The sequence below is a fragment of the Roseovarius atlanticus genome (assembly GCF_001441615.1).
Taxonomy (GTDB): Bacteria; Pseudomonadota; Alphaproteobacteria; order Rhodobacterales; family Rhodobacteraceae; genus Roseovarius; species Roseovarius atlanticus.
The window spans coordinates 430,314-446,449 of sequence record NZ_LAXJ01000003.1; the positions used below are offsets into that span (position 1 = coordinate 430,314).

At 64.7% G+C, this 16,136-nt stretch carries 18 protein-coding genes; 6 read left to right on the forward strand and 12 right to left on the reverse strand.

What is annotated here, in order from left to right; genetic code table 11:
• Positions 1–10: 10 nt before the first annotated feature.
• From cueR to XM53_RS05515, 5 genes are all read right to left on the reverse strand, one after another.
• Positions 11–397, reverse strand: coding sequence for a Cu(I)-responsive transcriptional regulator (gene cueR, locus XM53_RS05495; RefSeq protein ID WP_057791063.1), 387 nt, complete (start codon positions 395–397; stop codon positions 11–13).
• Positions 394–2,841 (reverse strand): heavy metal translocating P-type ATPase, encoded by a 2,448-nt coding sequence (locus XM53_RS05500; RefSeq protein ID WP_057791065.1) that lies wholly within the window; start codon positions 2,839–2,841, stop codon positions 394–396. Before XM53_RS05500 ends, cueR begins: the two co-directional genes overlap by 4 nt.
• A 259-nt stretch (positions 2,842–3,100) precedes the next feature.
• Positions 3,101–3,514, reverse strand: coding sequence for a PaaI family thioesterase (locus tag XM53_RS05505; RefSeq protein WP_057791067.1), 414 nt, complete (start codon positions 3,512–3,514; stop codon positions 3,101–3,103).
• Positions 3,511–4,530 (reverse strand): phosphotransferase family protein, encoded by a 1,020-nt coding sequence (locus tag XM53_RS05510; protein ID WP_057791069.1) that lies wholly within the window; start codon positions 4,528–4,530, stop codon positions 3,511–3,513. Before XM53_RS05510 ends, XM53_RS05505 begins: the two co-directional genes overlap by 4 nt.
• Positions 4,527–6,164: a long-chain fatty acid--CoA ligase gene (locus XM53_RS05515; protein ID WP_057791072.1), complete on the reverse strand. Its 1,638-nt coding sequence runs from the start codon at positions 6,162–6,164 to the stop codon at positions 4,527–4,529. Before XM53_RS05515 ends, XM53_RS05510 begins: the two co-directional genes overlap by 4 nt.
• A gap of 135 nt (positions 6,165–6,299) precedes the next feature.
• Between XM53_RS05515 and rpe the strand changes: the two genes are divergently transcribed.
• Positions 6,300–6,980 carry a ribulose-phosphate 3-epimerase gene (rpe, locus tag XM53_RS05520; protein ID WP_057791074.1) on the forward strand — a complete coding sequence of 227 codons (681 nt, stop codon included), beginning with the start codon at positions 6,300–6,302 and terminating at the stop codon, positions 6,978–6,980.
• 26 nt (positions 6,981–7,006) lie between these two features.
• Here the strand turns inward: rpe and XM53_RS05525 are convergent, their stop codons facing one another.
• The 5 genes from XM53_RS05525 to rpmB all read right to left on the reverse strand — a co-directional run bounded on the left by XM53_RS05525 (position 7,007) and on the right by rpmB (position 9,641).
• Positions 7,007–7,660 carry a hypothetical protein gene (locus XM53_RS05525; protein ID WP_057791076.1) on the reverse strand — a complete coding sequence of 218 codons (654 nt, stop codon included), beginning with the start codon at positions 7,658–7,660 and terminating at the stop codon, positions 7,007–7,009.
• A gap of 371 nt (positions 7,661–8,031) precedes the next feature.
• Positions 8,032–8,367: a hypothetical protein gene (locus XM53_RS05530; RefSeq protein WP_144435460.1), complete on the reverse strand. Its 336-nt coding sequence runs from the start codon at positions 8,365–8,367 to the stop codon at positions 8,032–8,034.
• Between the two features lie 137 nt (positions 8,368–8,504).
• Complete coding sequence (locus tag XM53_RS05535; RefSeq protein WP_057791079.1) at positions 8,505–8,741, reverse strand: hypothetical protein; 237 nt, start codon at positions 8,739–8,741, stop codon at positions 8,505–8,507.
• Complete coding sequence (locus XM53_RS05540) at positions 8,738–8,944, reverse strand: cold-shock protein (protein WP_057791081.1); 207 nt, start codon at positions 8,942–8,944, stop codon at positions 8,738–8,740. Before XM53_RS05540 ends, XM53_RS05535 begins: the two co-directional genes overlap by 4 nt.
• Before the next feature lie 406 nt (positions 8,945–9,350).
• On the reverse strand, positions 9,351–9,641 hold the full coding sequence (rpmB, locus tag XM53_RS05545) for a 50S ribosomal protein L28 (protein WP_057791083.1): 291 nt from the start codon (positions 9,639–9,641) through the stop codon (positions 9,351–9,353).
• Positions 9,642–9,872: 231 nt separating this feature from the next.
• Here rpmB and XM53_RS05550 point away from each other — a divergent pair, with 231 nt between their 5' ends.
• Positions 9,873–10,187 carry a hypothetical protein gene (locus XM53_RS05550; RefSeq protein WP_057791085.1) on the forward strand — a complete coding sequence of 105 codons (315 nt, stop codon included), beginning with the start codon at positions 9,873–9,875 and terminating at the stop codon, positions 10,185–10,187.
• A gap of 1 nt (position 10,188) precedes the next feature.
• Entirely contained in the window at positions 10,189–11,778 is a 1,590-nt protein-coding gene (locus XM53_RS05555) for a methyl-accepting chemotaxis protein (RefSeq protein WP_057791087.1), read from the forward strand.
• Positions 11,779–11,787: 9 nt separating this feature from the next.
• Here XM53_RS05555 and XM53_RS05560 read toward each other — a convergent pair whose 3' ends face one another.
• On the reverse strand, positions 11,788–12,762 hold the full coding sequence (locus tag XM53_RS05560; RefSeq protein ID WP_057791088.1) for a glutathione S-transferase family protein: 975 nt from the start codon (positions 12,760–12,762) through the stop codon (positions 11,788–11,790).
• Positions 12,763–13,267: 505 nt separating this feature from the next.
• Here XM53_RS05560 and XM53_RS05565 point away from each other — a divergent pair.
• Together XM53_RS05565 and XM53_RS05570 are read left to right on the forward strand one after the other, a co-directional pair.
• Positions 13,268–13,798: a DUF6882 domain-containing protein gene (locus tag XM53_RS05565; RefSeq protein WP_057791091.1), complete on the forward strand. Its 531-nt coding sequence runs from the start codon at positions 13,268–13,270 to the stop codon at positions 13,796–13,798.
• A 101-nt stretch (positions 13,799–13,899) separates the two neighbouring features.
• Entirely contained in the window at positions 13,900–14,250 is a 351-nt protein-coding gene (locus XM53_RS05570) for a hypothetical protein (RefSeq protein WP_057791093.1), read from the forward strand.
• 52 nt (positions 14,251–14,302) lie between these two features.
• On the opposite strand, the gene XM53_RS05575 is transcribed toward XM53_RS05570, so the two are convergent.
• Positions 14,303–15,472: a MalY/PatB family protein gene (locus tag XM53_RS05575; RefSeq protein ID WP_057791095.1), complete on the reverse strand. Its 1,170-nt coding sequence runs from the start codon at positions 15,470–15,472 to the stop codon at positions 14,303–14,305.
• Positions 15,473–15,610: 138 nt separating this feature from the next.
• Here XM53_RS05575 and def point away from each other — a divergent pair, with 138 nt between their 5' ends.
• A complete protein-coding gene (gene def / locus XM53_RS05580) occupies positions 15,611–16,135 on the forward strand; it encodes a peptide deformylase (RefSeq protein WP_057791097.1) in 525 nt (174 codons plus the stop codon).
• Position 16,136: the final 1 nt, after the last annotated feature.

Here is a 16,136-nt window from a genome sequence, read left to right on the forward strand (position 1 = left end):
ATTCTGGCGCTCAGTGGCGGGCGAGATCGTTGAGGATCGGGCAATCGGGGCGATTGTCACCGGCGCAGCACTTGATGAGGTGACCGAGCGTGTCGGCCATGGATTGCAGTTGGGCGATTTTTTCCTTGATCTGTTTCAAGTGCTGCCGGGCGATGGCCTTGACGTCGGCGCTGGCGCGGGTGTCGTCCTCGTAGAGCGCCAGCAGCGTGCGGCAATCCTCGATGGAAAAGCCCAGGGTGCGGGCGCGGCCCAGGAAGGCCAGCTTGTGCAGGTGGCTGTCGGTGAAGACGCGGTAGCCATTGGCGCCACGGTCGGGGGTGATCAGGCCGATCTCCTCGTAGTAGCGGATGGTCTTGGGGGGCAGGCCGGTCTTGTCGGCGATCTGCGAGATGTTCATTGTGGGGTCTCCGGGGTCAGGCTGCGCAGGCGCAGGGCATTGGTCAGTACGAAGACGGAGCTGAGCGCCATGGCGCCGGCGGCGAGCATGGGCGACAGCAGCTTGCCGGTAACCGGGTAGAGCGCACCGGCGGCGACGGGAATGAGCGCGGCGTTGTAGGCAAACGCCCAGAACAGGTTCTGGCGGATGTTGCGCAGGGTGCGGCGCGAAACGTGGAGCGCGGTCAGCACGTTCGCGGGGTTGCCGGAGACAAGCACCACGTCGGCGCTTTCAATGGCCACGTCGGTGCCGGTGCCCATGGCGATTCCGATATCGGCCTGTGCCAGCGCGGGCGCGTCGTTGATCCCGTCGCCGACGAAGGCTGTGGCGCCGTGGGTGTCTTGCAGGCGGGCGATGGTGTCGCGCTTGTCGCCCGGCAAGACCTCGGCCTCGACATGGTCGATGCCGAGGGCGGTGGCGACGGCCTGGGCTGTCGCGGCGGTGTCGCCGGTGATGAGCGCGGTTTGCAGGCCGCTTTCGTGCAGGGCGCGGATGGTGTCGCGGGCGGTGTCCTTGATCGGGTCGGAGACCGAGAGGAGGGCGGAAAGCCGACCGTCCATTGCGGCGAAGATCGGAGTTTCGCCCTTGGCTGTCAGGTCTGCCAGCGTGTCGGCGAAAGGGGCGGTGTCAATGGCGTGGTCGTGCATCAGGCGAGCGGTTCCGACCAGAAGGTCCTGACCGCCGACACTTGCCGAGAGGCCGTGACCGGGGATCGCCTTGAACGCCTTGACCGGGGGCAGGGTCAGGCCCTCGTCAAGCGCCGCGGTCTCGATGCTGCGGGCGATGGGGTGTTCGGACTGCGCCTCGGCGGCGGCGATGGCTGCGAGGGTTTCGGCGCGGTCAAAGCCCGGGGCGAGGTGCAGCGTGGTGAGGGTGGGGCGGCCCAGGGTGAGCGTGCCGGTCTTGTCGAAGGCCACGACCTTTGCCTCTGCCAGGGTCTGAAGCGCGTCGCCCTTGCGGAAGAGCACGCCAAGCTCGGCGGCGCGGCCTGTGCCGACCATGATCGAGGTGGGTGTGGCCAGCCCCATGGCGCAGGGGCAGGCGATGATCAGCACCGAGACACCCGCCACGAGGGCGAGGCCGAGGGCGGGGCTGGGGCCGACCGCGAGCCATGCGAGCACGGTGAGGATCGCGGTCGCGATAACCACGGGCACGAAGACGCGCACCACCTTGTCGGCCAGGGCCTGGATCGGCAGCTTGGCGCCCTGGGCCTCCTGCACCATGGCGACAATGCGGGCCAGCATCGTATCGCGGCCGACGCCGGTGGCGGTCATGGTGAGGGCACCGTCGCCGTTGATGGTGCCGGCGATGAGGATGTCGTTCGTGGTTTTCGAGACGGGCAGGGGCTCGCCCGAGATCATGGACTCGTCGACATGGGACGTGCCGTCGGTGACGGTGCCGTCGACGGGGATGCGTTCGCCGGGGCGCAGTTGGAGCGTGTCGCCGACGCCGACCTGCGCGACTGGGATGTCCTGTGCCGCACCGTTGCGGATCACGCGGGCGGTGTCGGGTTGCAGGCCGATGAGACGGCGGATGGCGGCGCCGGTCCGGCCGCGGGCGCGGGCCTCCATCCAGCGGCCCAGGAGAATGAGGGTGACGATGACGGCGGCGGCCTCGAAATAGACGGCCACGGTGCCGGGGGGCAGGACGCCGGGAGCGAAGAGGGCCACCGTCGAGTACCCCCAGGCGGCCAGGGTGCCGAGGGCGACGAGGCTGTTCATGTCGGGCGCGCCGCGCAGGAGCGCGGGCAGCCCTAGGGTGAAGAACTGCCGACCGGGAAAGGCGAGGACCAGCGTGGTGAGGATGAATTGCAGGGTCCAGAGCGTTGTCTGGCCGATCAGGTCGTGCAGCCAGTGGTGGAATGCGGGGATCAGGTGGCCGCCCATTTCGGTCACGAAGACGGGTAGGGTCAGCGCGCCTGCCAGCAGGGTCATTTGGCGGGCATGGGTAATCTCTGCGGCGCGGCGCGAAGCAGCGGGATCGGGGGTATCCTCTTCGGCGGGGCGTGTTGGATAGCCGGCCTGAGTGACGACGCGGGCGAGGTCGGCGGGCGTGGTGGTGCCCGCCAGGTAGGTGACTTGTGCCGTCTGGGTGGCGAGGTTGACGGCGGCGGTCAGGATACCGGGCACGGCGGTCAGGCTGTCCTCGACCCGGCCTGTGCAGGAGGCACAGTGCATCCCGTCGATCGAGAGGGTCGTTTGCGCGGTGCGGGCGGGGTAGCCGGCGGCGGTAAGCGTGTCGGTGATCCGGTCCAGGGGCGTGCCGTTCACCTCGATCCGCGCGCTGCCGGTGGCGAAGTTCACAGATGCGCGACCCAGGCCGGGCAGCGCGGCGAGAGCGCGTTCGGCGCGGCCCGCGCAGCCGGCGCAGGACATGCCGTCAAGTTCGAGGTTCAGCGTTGTCATGCGGCAGATATAAGGGTTCCAGTGACTGGAAGGTCAAGGGGGGTTTTGGGGGGATGCACGGGCGCCGCGTGGGTTTTCACCCACCCTACGCTGTGGCGAAGCGTGTGTGCGAGCGGCGCGGTGGGGTGAAACCCCACCCTACGCGTTGGTGAAGTGTCTGTGCGAGCGGCGCGGTGGGGTGGAATTCCACCCTACGCGTTGGCGAAGCGTCTGTGCGCGGGGCGCGGTGGGGTGGAACCCCAGGCTACGGGGCTGGCGGTTATTTCCGGGAGCGCAGTTTGAAGACGCCTGTCGCCTCGGCGATGAGGGTGCCGGTGTCGTCGCGGACCTCGCCTTTGGCAAAGAAGGTGGAGCGGCCTCCGCCGGTCACGCGGGCCTCGGCCACCAGGTGGGTGCCGGTGGCGCGGGCGAGGTAGTTGACCGTCATGCTGAGTGTCAGGGCGTTCTGCTTGATCTTCGGATCGCCGGTGAAGCAGCCGCAGAAGCCCATCGCGGTGTCGAGGATCGCGGCATAGACACCGCCGTGGGGCAGGCCCTGGCGGTTCATCAGGTGGGGCGCAATGGGAGCCTCGACCCGGGCATAACCTTCGGACCAGTCGGTCATGTCGAAGCCGAGAGTTTCGGAGAGTGGTGAGGGCGCCTCGCGCAGGTTGGGGTCGAAGGTGTCGGTCATTCGGTGGCGGCCTTTAGCCCGGAGTGGGCGAAGAAGGGAACGTAGGCGCCCAGTTTCAGGGCGCGGTCGGGGTCGGAGGCGTTGCCGTCGAGAGCGCGTTTCTTGACGCCTTGCAGGATGGCGGCCATGCGGAAATAGGTGAAGGCGAGGTAGAAGTGGAAGTTCTCGATACCCGGAATGCTGCGGCGGTCACAATACGTGTCGATGAACTGCTGGTCGGACCAGAGGCCGTGGGCGGCGCGGTCGATCCCCTCTAGCCCGCGCCCTTCGGTGGTGGCGGGCATGGACCATTGCATGATGACCGCCGCGAGATCGGCATAGGGGTGGCCTGTCGTCGACAGCTCCCAATCGAGCACTGCGGCGACGCGGGGGGCATCGGGCGCGAAGAGCAGGTTGTCGAGGCGGTAGTCGCCATGGACCAGCGTGCGCTGGCCGTCATCGGGGGGCATGTTGGCGAAGAGCCAGTCGATGAGGGCGTCCATCTCGGCGATGTCCTCGGTCGCGGTGGCGCGATATTGCTGGGTCCAACGCTCGGTCTGGCGTTCGCAGTAGTGGCCGGGGGGGCCGTAGTCGGTAAGGCCGGTGGCGTCGAGATCGACGGAATGGATGGCCACGAGGGTTCGGTTCATGGCGTCGATGAGGGGGGCGCGGTTTTCTGGGTCAACTTCGGGCAGGGACGGCTGGTCGAAATTGCGGCCTTCGACATGGTCCATGACGTAGAAGGTCGAGCCGATCACGCTGTCGTCCTCGCAAAGGGCGAGCATTTTTGGGACCGGCACGTCGGTGTCCGCCAGTGCCTTTTGCACGCGGTATTCGCGGTCGACGGCATGGGCGGATTTGAGCAGCACGCCGGGGGGTTTGCGGCGCAGGACGAAGCGGCCCGAGGGAGTATCGAGCCGGTAGGTGGGGTTGGATTGCCCGCCGGAGAACTTGGTGGCGGTGATCGGGCCTTCGAGCGCGGGCAGGTGAGTCCTGGCCCACGCCTCGAGCGCCGCAGTGTCCAGCGATAGGCTCACGCGCCGTCCTCGCGCAGGTCGGGGTGAACGTAGTCAGAGAGCTGCTCGCGCAGGGTCAGCTTGGAGACCTTGGCGGTGGCCGTCAGCGGCAGGGCATCGGTGAAGAGGATGTCGTCGGGCATCTGCCACTTGGCGAAATGCGGCTCCAAGTGAGCGTGGATGTCCGCGAGAGTGGGCTTTTCCTCACCGGCGGGGACCACGACCAGAACAGGGCGTTCGTCCCACTTGGGGTGGGGTACGGCGATGACGGCGCAGGTGTCGATCATCGGATGCGAGATGGCGGCGTTTTCGAGGTCGATGGAGCTGATCCATTCGCCGCCCGATTTCACCAGGTCCTTGGCGCGGTCGCGCACGATCAGGCGGCCGTTGGCGTCGACGGTGGCGACGTCGCCGGTGCCGAACCAGCCGTCTTCGTCAATGGCCGCAGAGGTGGCGTCGTCGTTCTGATAGTAGCCGGAGATGACGGTGCTGCCGCGGACGAAAAGCTCGCCCGGGGTTTCGCCATCGTGCGGCACGAGGGTGCCGTCATCGTCCTTGAGTTTGAACTCGACGCCGAAGAGGCGGCGGCCGGCGCCGACCTTGGCATCGACGCGCTCGTCGAAGGGCGCGTCGGCAAGGCGGCTGGGCAGGATCCCGCGGGTGCCGATGGGGCTCATCTCGGTCATGCCCCACGCCTGGTTCACGTTGACGCCCATCTCTTCGAAGGCGGCGATCATCGAGCGGGGGGCGGCGGAGCCCCCGACGACGAGGTCCTTGAAGCCGTCGGGGGGCGTGCCGCGCTTTGCGATCTCCTGTTGCAGGCCGGCCCAGACGGTGGGCACGCCCCAGGCGGAGAAGACTTGTTCGGCATCCATCAGATCATAGAGGCTGGCCCCGTCGAGGTGGCGGCCCGGCATGACCATGGTCATACCCGCCAGCGGCGCGGTATAGGGCATCCCCCACGCATTGACGTGAAAGAGCGGGACGACGGGCAGCACGCGCGCGCCGTGGCGCAGGCTTTGCGGGTGCCCGGCGATGACCAGAAGCGCGTGCAGCACGGTGGAGCGGTGCGAATAGAGCGCGCCCTTGGGGTTGCCGGTGGTGCCCGAGGTGTAGCAGAGGCCGGCCGCGGTATCCTCGGGGAAGCTGGGCCAGTCGTAGGTCTGGGGCTGGTCCGCCAGCAGGTCCTCGTAGGCGAGGGCACCGTCTGGGGCGTCGGGCATATGGTCGGCATCGGTCAGGACGATGACGCGGCAGCCCTTGGGCAATGTCACCTTCTCCAGAAGGGGTACGAGGCTGATATCGACGCAGATGGCGCTGTCCTGCGCATGGTCGAGGATGTACTGCATCTGGTCAGGCGGCAGGCGAGGATTGATCGTGTGGCAGACACCGCCGATGCCGGCGATGGCGTAGTAGAGCTCGAAATGGCGGTAGCCGTTCCACGCAAGCGTGGCGATGCGGTCACCGGGTTTCAGCCCCATCGCATCGAGGGCGTGGGCCAGCTGGCCGACACGGGCCAGGGTTTCGGGGTAGGTGCTGCGGTTAATGTCGCCCTCGTCGCGGACCGAGACCAGCCCCTGTTCGGGAAAGGCCTCGGCGGCGTAGGTCAGGATGTCGAGGATCCTGAGCGGGCGGTGCTGCATCTGGCCGAGCATGGTGTGGTCCCCCTGAACGGAATGGCGGGATCAATTGGTGGCACGAATGGGCCGGGGGTTCAATCGTGTGGGGCAAGGCTTGACGAGCCGCGCCAAACGCCGCAAGAGCGGGGCACACCAGAAGGAGTGCCTGCCATGACGTTCGACCGTTCCGTCAAGATCGCGCCATCCATCCTGTCTGCCGATTTCGCCAATTTTGGGGCCGAGATTCGGGCCATCGAGGATCAGGGCGCGGACTGGGTGCATGTGGACGTGATGGACGGGCATTTCGTGCCGAACCTGACCTTCGGCCCCCCGGCAGTGAAGGCGTTTCGTCCGCATGTGAAGACCTTCATGGACGTGCACCTGATGATTTCCCCGGTTGATGCGTATATCGACGCCTATGCCGAGGCGGGCGCGGACATGATCAGCGCCCATGTGGAGGCTGGCCCACATATTCACCGCACCTTGCAGGCCATTCGCGCGGCGGGCTGCAAGGCAGGGGTCTGCGTGAACCCCGGCACGCCGCTGGAGGCCATCGAGTACGTTCTGGACATGGTCGACATGGTGGTGCTGATGACGGTGAACCCCGGCTTTGGCGGGCAGAAGTTCATCATGTCGGGCGTCGAGAAGACGCGCCGCCTGCGCCAGATGATCGGCGACCGCGAGGTGCATATCCAGATCGACGGCGGCGTGACGCCCGAGACGGCACCGCTGGTGGTGGAGGCGGGCGCGGATGTGCTGGTGGCCGGGTCGGCGGTGTTCAAAGGCGGCTCGGTGGACAAGCCCGAGGTCTATGGGCAGAACATGCAGGCGATCCGAGCGGCGGTCGGCTGAGGCGAGGCCGCCATTTCAAGGCGCTCTCAGATGACTGAGCGGACGGCGTGGCGTAGCTCGTCGTGCATGACCCAGACCGACGCGGTTTCGCTTTCGCCTTCAATGAGGTAGCCCAGAACCTCGCGCGCATCCTTCGGATCGGTTGCCGCGCCGGAGCGGGGTTCTACGCCAAGAAAGTCACCGACAAGCGAGCCGGCTCTTTTCAGAGCTTTCATGGCAGTGTCCTGTGATTTGTATCCGGATGCCCTGGTCGATGCGGCCAGGGTCATTCCGTCGTCACCGGCAACGGCAAGCGCCTTGAGCATGGCCAGTTGCGAATCCGTCAGTTTCATTTGCCGAAGCGCCTCGATGAATTCTTCCTTGCTGGGGATCGCGCTGTCGGAGCGTTCGTCCCAGCGGCGCGCTTCGGTGCGATTGGCGCTGCGGGCCCGCAAGCTTTCTTTCAGTGCCTCGATTGCGTCGGCCTCGGACGTGCCGGACGCTTCGGCGATCAGCCCCTGACTCTTGGAGCCGGTGGCGGGGAAGGCACGCGCTATGAAGTCGCCATTCAACCGGCCTGCACGGATCAGGTAATTGCCGAACGCGTCCTCGACGATCGTCGCGGCGTCTGCTGCCTTGATCTGCGTGCCAGCGGCGCTGGGTTTCTTCTTGGCTTTGCTTTTCGACATGTCGATATCCATGGTTGCGGTTCGTTTCATCAGGCGAAAACGGCTCGGGCCAGTATCCAGGTTGTCCACAGCGCCAGAACGACAAGCAAAACCCATTTCAAATTGAAAACAGTGCGCCTGTTTCGGCCGAGTTTGAGGCTGCTGCCCAACCGTTCGTTCAGTGGTCTTTGTTTCTTTCTTTCGAAATCAACGGTGACTTTTTTCCGCGTCATGAGTTTGCCGGTACGGCCCGCATTGACGCCAAGGCGCGAAACGACAGCGGACGACGTCCGTCGCGCCGGGCGCCATGGGTCGGTGCACGATTGCGAAACGCCACTGTCAGAACTCCTTGATGCCCCTGGAAATGCGCCAGTCGCAGCTGCATGTCGGCAGACGTGCCGGGCTTAGCTTTCGGTGGATTCGGTCTGCGCCGCGCGGCTTTGGGACCCAGTTGCGGGCTTGGTCGGCGCACTGCGCATGCCGAACTTGCGGAATGGCAATTTCTTGGCTGGCTCGCTCAGGAATTCCTTGAGGTCCAGTTGTTTCTTCGGTGTCGAATAGCCCATTTTTTCTACTTTCATTTGAATGCGTTGCAGCGGCCCGGGTTCGCGTGGGAACCAGGGCTGCCGTACTTGGTCTTCGCGGCGCATCGTGCGACGCGGTCTTTCGAATTTCCTGACAACGATCCCTGCACGACACGTGCCTTGGGCCGCATTTTTCGGCCCGGTCGAGTCGTTCATGTCCAAACCCGCAGCCGGCCCGTGTCAGACCCGGAGATTTGCTCCGGCTGCGGTTTATTCACCGCGCCCGGCCATGACGTGCGTCTGCCGGAAGCGGTGCTGGCACGATCAGGCGACGCGCGACCGCGGGCGATCCTTTACCGGGAGAGCCCTGCGTCGCGTGCTTCTCGGGCCAGCTTGAGCTTGGCGCTCTTTTGCACCCGCTCATTGGCCTCGGCGTCCAGGATCTCTCTGGCCGCCGCTGTGGTCTTGTCCAGCTTTGTGGCAGGCGCGGCCGGGGCGTCCTTGAAGACGCTGGAGGGCGTCAGGTGCCGCCCGCCATTGCCGGTCTGCGGTGGGACCTCTTTGAAGACGTCGTCGAGGGAAAAGCTCACGCGAGTTCCAGCGCGTTGGCGGACTCCCGACCGTCGCGGCCGGTCTCGGTCTCGAACTTGACCTTCTGGCCATCGTCCAGACCGCTGATGCCAGCGCGCTCAAGCTCGGAGATGTGAACGAACACATCCTTGCCGCCGCTCTCCGGCTGAATGAATCCGAAACCTTTGGTTGAATTGAACCATTTCACGGTGCCATTGGCCATATCCGTGTACTCCTGTTTGGGTGCTGCCCACAGAATGCGGCAGCCCGGCATAGTCAGACTGAATCGATCAACTGAGAGCCGGGTAAACGGAAGCAGCGGTTCGAGAGAACAACATAAGCTAGTAACAGGTAGGCGTTCGGCGGGCATAATACAAGATGCATCAGCATAGTCGGACGTTCTATTTCCGGGCCGCTGCCAGTATTCCGACACTTGATAGCAATGTTGAGCCCGGCTGGTCTGCATTTTGGCGTGAAAGGCTGATGTCCGCTCTGCTTGAGGCGTGCAGGGATCGCGCCACGGTCCGGAAGGGACCGGCGGCGGTCTTCACTGGCGGCGCGAAGCAAAGGACAAACAAAAAAGCCCCGCCATTTGGCAGGGCCTTGGTCGTGTCGATGCCGAGCGGCGATCAGGCGTTGGCGGCCTGCGCCTTGGCGATCTCTTTCTTGACCTTCAGCACGCGGTCGGAAAGTTCGGTATCCTTGGCCTTGGCTAGGAAACGGTCCAGCCCGCCGCGGTGATCGACGCTGCGCAGGGCAGCGGCGGTGATGCGCAGCTTGATGCCGCGGCCCAGCGTTTCGGATTGCAGGGTCACGTCGTTCAGATTGGGCAGGTAGCGACGCTTGGTCTTGTTATTGGCGTGGCTGGAGTTGTTGCCAACCATCGGGCCTTTTCCGGTCAGTTCGCAGCGGCGCGACATGGGGTCATCCTCGTTTTTGTCGGGCCGCACGGGCGGTCCCACTCAATGCAAAGGGGCACCGCCATAGGCAGCGCCCTGAATTCCGTTGCGCGTCTTTACGGCCATCGGATCAGCGCGTCAAGGGATTCGGACGGGGTTTTTACAGGCGGGCGTCAAGCCGTGGGAAAGCATACGCCATTATTTTGGCCCGCTAAACCGGCTGTTAGGGATTATGCCTCTAGAACCCTCGATATGAGACGGTCTTTTTTCATCGACTCGTACCTTGTGGGGCTTCTTGCGGTGCTTTTTCTGGCGACGCTGCCGGTGGCATTGATGATGTCCGGTCCGGCGCAGGCGGGGCGGCCGGCGCTGGTCGTGGTTCCGCCATGGACCGACGACCCGGGCCGCATCATCGCGGCGGCCGGGGGCAGGGAAATAGGGTTGGTGGCGGCGCCAATGGCGCGGCTTGCCGTACTGGAGAGACCGGCGGAGGCGGTCGCCGGCGGGGCCTGGGCGGTTCTCGATGCCACCGCGCTGGCGTCACTTTGTGGATCCAAGGGGGGCTGAGATGATCGGTGCCGGAACGGAAGACAGCGAAGATCGCGTGAGGTTCGCGGCATTCATGCTGCTGCTGATGGTCCCGCTGCCGGCGGCGGCGGCTTGGACGGTGGGCAACGCGGTTCTGCCGCTCCTGCTTCTTTCGCTCGGTTTCGCGGGAGCGGGCCTGCTGGCGCATCGGGAGCGCAGCCGGCTGGCGCGCGGCGCGTTGGCGGCGGGCCTCGTAGGACAATCGGCCCTGTTCACGGCGGCGCTGTCGGGACACCCGTGGCAGATCGACAGCCACATGATGTTCTTTGCCGTGCTGGCGGTGGTTTCGACGATGGGCAGCATCCGGGTGCTGATCCTGGCCTGCGGCCTGACGGCGGTGCATCACCTTGGCCTGACGCTGGCCCTGCCGGCGATGGTTTATCCGTCTGTCGACCTTGTCGGCAATGTGATTCGTACCGCGGTTCACGGCACGATCGTCGTTATCGAGGGCGGCATCCTGTCCCTGTCGATGCTGGATGCGAACCGGCGGCGCGCGACGATGGTGGAACAGCGCAGCGCGGCGCAACGGCTGACCGAAGAGGCGGACACCGCGCGAATGGCGGCCCAGCGGGCGGGCCGAGAGGCACAGGATCTTGTCGGTGTGCTGCGCGATCGGCTCAACACGCTTGCCGCTGGCGATCTGAGCGAGACGATCGAAGATCCGTTCCCGCCCGAGTATGAAAGTCTGCGGCAAGACTTCAACACCACGGTCAGGAGTTTGCGGAAACTGATTGGCGCAGTTGCCGCGAATGCGACCGAGATTCATCTGCGCGCCGAGGAACTGAGTGCCGGGTCGCTGGACTTGTCTCGACGTACAGAAGGCCAGGCCGCCACACTGGAGGAGACGGCCGCGGCGCTTGAAGAAATGACGTCGAGCGTGCGAACGACAGCCGAGGGCACCTCGCGCGTCAGGGAGGTGGTCGGACAGACCCGCGCCCAGGCCGAGACCAGCGGAAACGTCGTGCGCGATGCCATCGGGGCGATGTCCGAAATCAAGACGTCGTCGGACGAGATAAATCAGATCATTGGCGTGATCGACGATATCGCTTTCCAGACCAATCTTCTGGCATTGAATGCCGGGGTCGAGGCGGCGCGTGCGGGCGATGCAGGCCGCGGTTTCGCCGTCGTCGCCTCGGAAGTGCGGGCGCTGGCGCAGCGCAGTGCGGACTCGGCGCGCGAGATCAAAGGCTTGATCGGTGCGGGCACCGCGTACGTGGAAAATGGCGTTTCATTGGTGAACAACGCGGGGGATGCGCTGACTGAAATCGTCACCCGCGTCGGCAATATCGCGGACCTGATCGGCGAGATCGCCAACGGTGCGCATGAGCAATCGGCGAGCCTCACGGAACTGAGTACCAGTGTCGCGCAGCTTGACCAGGTCACACAGCAGAATGCCGCGATGGTGGAAGAGTCGTCGGCGGCCTCCACCACGCTCAAGAAGGAAGCGGAGACCTTGCACGAGATGGTAAAGAGCTTCCGTCTTCAGAGCGGTGGCACCGCAGATGCGGAACCCACCATGAGCGCATCAGAAGGTCCCGCGCCGAAGGCCGCCGGGTGGCAGGCCGCCTGACCGGCTTTGTCAACCGCGTCCGTGCGGCGCGGTGAGATCGAGATCGGGGCCGATGGGAATGATGCGGTGCGGGTTCACCATGTCATGGCTGTAGTGGTAATGCTGGGTGATGTGGTCGAAATTCACCGTCATCGCCACTTCGGGCCATTGATAGAGTTCCCGCAGGTAGCCCCACATGTTGGGATAATCGACGATCCGGGCGCGGTTGCACTTGAAGTGCCCGTGATAGACCTTGTCGAACCGGATGAGCGTGGTGAAAAGCCGCCAGTCGGCTTCGGTCACGCGGTCGCCGGCAAGGTAGCGCCGCCGTGACAGGATGTCTTCCAGCCAGTCGAGCGAGTCGAAAAGCGGCACAACCGCATCGTCATAGGCCTTTTGCGTCGTGGCGAAGCCGGCCTTGTAGACGCCGTTGTTCACCGTGTCGTAGACGCGGTCGTTGATCGGATCGATTTCGCTGCGCAGATCCTCGGGATAGTAGTCTTCGGTATTGCCGGTGATGTCGTCGAAGGCGGTGTTGAACATGCGAATGATCTCGGCGCTTTCATTGGACACGATCGTCTCGCGCTGCATGTCCCACAGGATCGGCACGGTGACGTGGCCAGTCGTATTGGGATCGGAGCGGATGTAGATGTCACGTGCGAACGGCAGGCCGTAGAGCTTGTCGCCCGTCGCGCCGGGAAAGTCCGTGTCGAAGGTCCAGCCGTCCGACAGCATGTGCGGGTGCACAACGGACACGTCGATCAGGTCGGTCAGCGCCTTCAACCGGCGGAAGATCAGTGTCCGATGCGCCCAGGGACAGGCAAGCGAGACGTAGAGGTGGTAGCGCCCCGGCTCGGCCTTGAAGCCGCCCTCGCCGCTGGGTCCGGCGCTGCCGTCGGCGGTGATCCAGTTGCGGAATTGCGACGTGTCGCGCTTGAATGCGCCGCCGTGTTTCTTGGTGTCGTACCAGCCGGTGTGCCAGACGCCGTCTATCAGTTCGCCCATCGGAGCCTCCTTTGTTCCTGGCTCAACACATAGCGGCAGGGAAGGTTTCGGGCAGGACCGATTGCCGCGCAGGCTCTGTGCGGGTGCACACGAACGCGTGGGCCCGAGCGCTCTGCCGTGCCCGATTGCGCCGCCAGCCGGAGAGGTGCCTTTGCGACAGGTGAAGCGGCGCACCGCGAGACCCTTGCGCCAGGGAGGGATGAGCGATGGACAGCGCATGATTGCAAGTCGTGGAGATTGGACATGCGTGAGTGCGGCTGTGTCAGAGGGCACGGGTGCGGACACGCCGGAAATCGACGCCGTACTGTCGGATCGTCGTGGCGCGCATGACCAGGACAATGTCAGAGTGACGGCCGGGGTAGCAGTTGGGATATGAGACAGGCTGGCGGCGCTTGGACTTCGTTGTGTGTTGGAGCATGGTGAAGCGTTAAACAGGATGGCGGAGGACGCTGGTTGCGCCGCGGCGCAACGCCGCCCCACCCGCCATCCCGAAAGGAACGACGACATGAACGAGATCCTGTTGGAATTTGCCGGACGCCAGGCCGATGCCGGGGCGACGCAATTGCCCGAAACCTATCGTCAGCTGGCGGTCAACGCGGGCTTTTTCCTGAGGACCCGCATGGCCGGGACAGGCTTTGTGCCGCCGCAAGACGGATCGACCGCGTTTCGCCTGAACCTGAAGAAAGGCCGGATCGTGTTTACGTCCGAAGGCAGGCAGGAGACCGCGGCGCAGGCGCAGGTGATCGGCACCTATTCCGACGATGGCAGCTGGATGTGGGCCTGGGGGCATCCCGACGTGCCCTTGCCGATGCAGCAGGCGGCTTGGGCGGTGCAGCAATTCGGGGAACGACAGGAGATCGAGGACTTGCTGAGCCGCGGCGGTCCGGTAGATGCGGCGCGGCTGGCGGAGTTCCAGGCGATCTGCGCCTACATCTCGGATGCCGACGGTGTTTTCATGGGGCCGCATGGCGCCGGTGGGCAGGTGGCCGTCTGCTATTACCTGGGCGATCAGCTGAATGGTCTTTTGGAGTCTTGATGTGCCGCACTTGCATTGCGGCAATGCGGCGAAATTTTTACGTGACTGTCATGGTTTAGCCTTACATCTTGTCAGGACGATTCTCTGCAAGGGTGCTGGCCATGACGACTTTTCTTTCCCCGGAGATCCTTGCGGGCCTCGAAGAGGCACGGGAACGCGGCTGGCAAAAGAGCAACCGTCTGAGGGTCGAGGCCGGGACGCAATCGCACGCCGTTCTAAGGGCCTGGAACGATGGGTTTGCCCTGCCTGCCGGGGCGGCGCCGCATCTGCGCGGGTTGGTGGACCTTTACGACGGGGCGCGGCATCTTAAGCGGTGTCTTATCGTGGCCTCCGAGGAGGATGGTCGCGAGATCCGTTTTGAGCTGAAGATTGTCAACGAAGCCTCGGGCGAGCAGCCGGTGGATTTCGAACGCCCCGTCGATGCGCCCGTCGCGCTGATCGCCGAAGGCTGACGCGGCGTTTGCCCCGGGCCTGGATGGCGGCCGGGGGCGTTTGCAAAATGATCTATTGCAGGTCGGAAAATGCGTCTTGCAGGCGCGCAACCGCCTCTTCCACGCGGGCTCGTGGTGTCGCGATGTTGAAGCGCAGGAAGCTTTCGCCGCCGGTGCCGAAGGTCGGCCCGTGATTGGCCGCGATCAGGGCAGTCTTTTCAACGCGGTCGGTGAATTCCTCGGCGCTCATGCCCGTGCCGGAAAAGTCGACCCACGAGAGATACGTCGCCTCGAGCGGCATGGAATTCATACCCGGAATGGTATTGATGCCCGCATCGAAGACTTTGCGATTCTCGTCGAGATAGGCCATCAGCGCGTCCACCCATTGCGCCCCGCCGGGGGAATAGGCCGCTTCGGCCATGACGAGGCCGAAGGCATTGGGCGACAGGCCCAGCCCTGCCATGCGCGCGGCAAAGCGAGCGCGAAGACCCTCGTCGGGAATGATCACGTTGCCCACATGGGCGCCCGCGATGTTGAACGTCTTGGTGGTGGCGGTCATCATCACCAGCCGGTCGGCGATTCCTTCGATATGGGCCATGACGGTGTGGCTTTGACCGGGGTAGACGAGGTCGTGGTGGATCTCGTCGGAGACGAGGATGAGGTCGTGCCGCCGGGCGAACTCCGCCACGCCTTCCAATTCCTGCCTGCTCCAGACGCGGCCGCCCGGATTGTGCGGGGAGCACAGAACCAGCAGTTTCTCGGACCCGTCGAGAAGGGCGTCATAGGCGGCGAAATCCATCTCGTAGCGGCCGTCATTGTTCGTCAGCCGGCATTCGACCACCCGCCGTCCCGCCGATGTGATCACCCGTGCGAAGGCATGGTAGACGGGGGTAAAAAGGACCACGCCGTCGCCCGGTTTGGTGAAAGCGTCGACGCACATGCCGGTGCCATTGACCAGCCCGTGGGTGGTGAAGATCCAGGATGGGTCAACCTGCCAGCCGTGGCGGGTTTTCATCCACCACGTGATTGCCTTGCGATAGCTGGACTCGTCGCCGTAATAGCCGAAGATGCCATGGTCGAGCATCCCGGCAAGCGCGTCGGAGACGACCTGCGGCGGGCGGAAATCCATGTCGGCGACCCACATGGCCAGCCCGTCATCGGCGGGCACGCCATAGAATTGTTCCATCTTGTCCCACTTGCTGCAATTGCTGCCGCGGCGGTCGATCGGGTCGTCGAAATTCAAGGCGCTCTCCGGTGTTGCTGGCTTGGATCTGGGCGCAAGCTAGGGCGTTGCAGGCACGGGCGCAATCGCCTAAAGCATTTCGCGCGATGGCCGGATGCCCGGCTTCAAATGAATGCCACGAACGCATAGATTGATCCGATGCTGCGACCTATCCTGATCCATCCCGACCCGCGCCTGAAGAAGGTCTGTGACCCGGTGTCCGACCTGAGCGACGATTTGCGCGCGCTGGCCGATGACATGCTGGAGACGATGTACGACGCGCCGGGCATCGGCCTGGCCGCGCCGCAGATCGGGGTCATGGACCGTCTGATCGTGCTGGATTGCGCCAAGGACGACGAGGCGGGCGAGCCGCCGCGCCCGCTGGTCATGTTCAACCCCGAGGTGGTGGCGTCGTCGGACGACACGAACGTCTACGAGGAGGGCTGCCTGTCGATCCCCGACCAGTTTGCCGAGGTGACGCGGCCCAAGGTGGTGGATGTGCGGTGGATCGACCGCGACGGGAACGAACAGTCGGACACGTTCGACGGACTGTGGGCCACTTGTGTGCAGCATGAGATCGACCACCTGAACGGAAAGCTGTTCATCGATTACCTGGGCCCGATGAAGCGCCAGTTGATCACCCGCAAGATGCAGAAGCTGAAGCGTGAAAAGGCGCGGGGGTAGC

Bases quoted from the DNA above. Each gene is read 5' to 3' on its own strand.
- XM53_RS05565 (WP_057791091.1), top strand. From the start codon at position 13,268: ATGAACGAGATCCTGTTGGAATTTGCCGGACGCCAGGCCGATGCCGGG.
- XM53_RS05515 (WP_057791072.1), bottom strand. From the start codon at position 6,164: ATGCTCGGCCAGATGCAGCACCGCCCGCTCAGGATCCTCGACATCCTG.
- XM53_RS05570 (WP_057791093.1), top strand. From the start codon at position 13,900: ATGACGACTTTTCTTTCCCCGGAGATCCTTGCGGGCCTCGAAGAGGCA.
- XM53_RS05525 (WP_057791076.1), bottom strand. From the start codon at position 7,660: ATGGATATCGACATGTCGAAAAGCAAAGCCAAGAAGAAACCCAGCGCC.
- XM53_RS05555 (WP_057791087.1), top strand. From the start codon at position 10,189: ATGATCGGTGCCGGAACGGAAGACAGCGAAGATCGCGTGAGGTTCGCG.
- XM53_RS05530 (WP_144435460.1), bottom strand. From the start codon at position 8,367: ATGAACGACTCGACCGGGCCGAAAAATGCGGCCCAAGGCACGTGTCGT.
- rpmB (WP_057791083.1), bottom strand. From the start codon at position 9,641: ATGTCGCGCCGCTGCGAACTGACCGGAAAAGGCCCGATGGTTGGCAAC.
- XM53_RS05540 (WP_057791081.1), bottom strand. From the start codon at position 8,944: ATGGCCAATGGCACCGTGAAATGGTTCAATTCAACCAAAGGTTTCGGA.
- XM53_RS05500 (WP_057791065.1), bottom strand. From the start codon at position 2,841: ATGACAACGCTGAACCTCGAACTTGACGGCATGTCCTGCGCCGGCTGC.
- XM53_RS05560 (WP_057791088.1), bottom strand. From the start codon at position 12,762: ATGGGCGAACTGATAGACGGCGTCTGGCACACCGGCTGGTACGACACC.
- XM53_RS05550 (WP_057791085.1), top strand. From the start codon at position 9,873: ATGAGACGGTCTTTTTTCATCGACTCGTACCTTGTGGGGCTTCTTGCG.
- XM53_RS05505 (WP_057791067.1), bottom strand. From the start codon at position 3,514: ATGACCGACACCTTCGACCCCAACCTGCGCGAGGCGCCCTCACCACTC.
- def (WP_057791097.1), top strand. From the start codon at position 15,611: ATGCTGCGACCTATCCTGATCCATCCCGACCCGCGCCTGAAGAAGGTC.
- cueR (WP_057791063.1), bottom strand. From the start codon at position 397: ATGAACATCTCGCAGATCGCCGACAAGACCGGCCTGCCCCCCAAGACC.
- rpe (WP_057791074.1), top strand. From the start codon at position 6,300: ATGACGTTCGACCGTTCCGTCAAGATCGCGCCATCCATCCTGTCTGCC.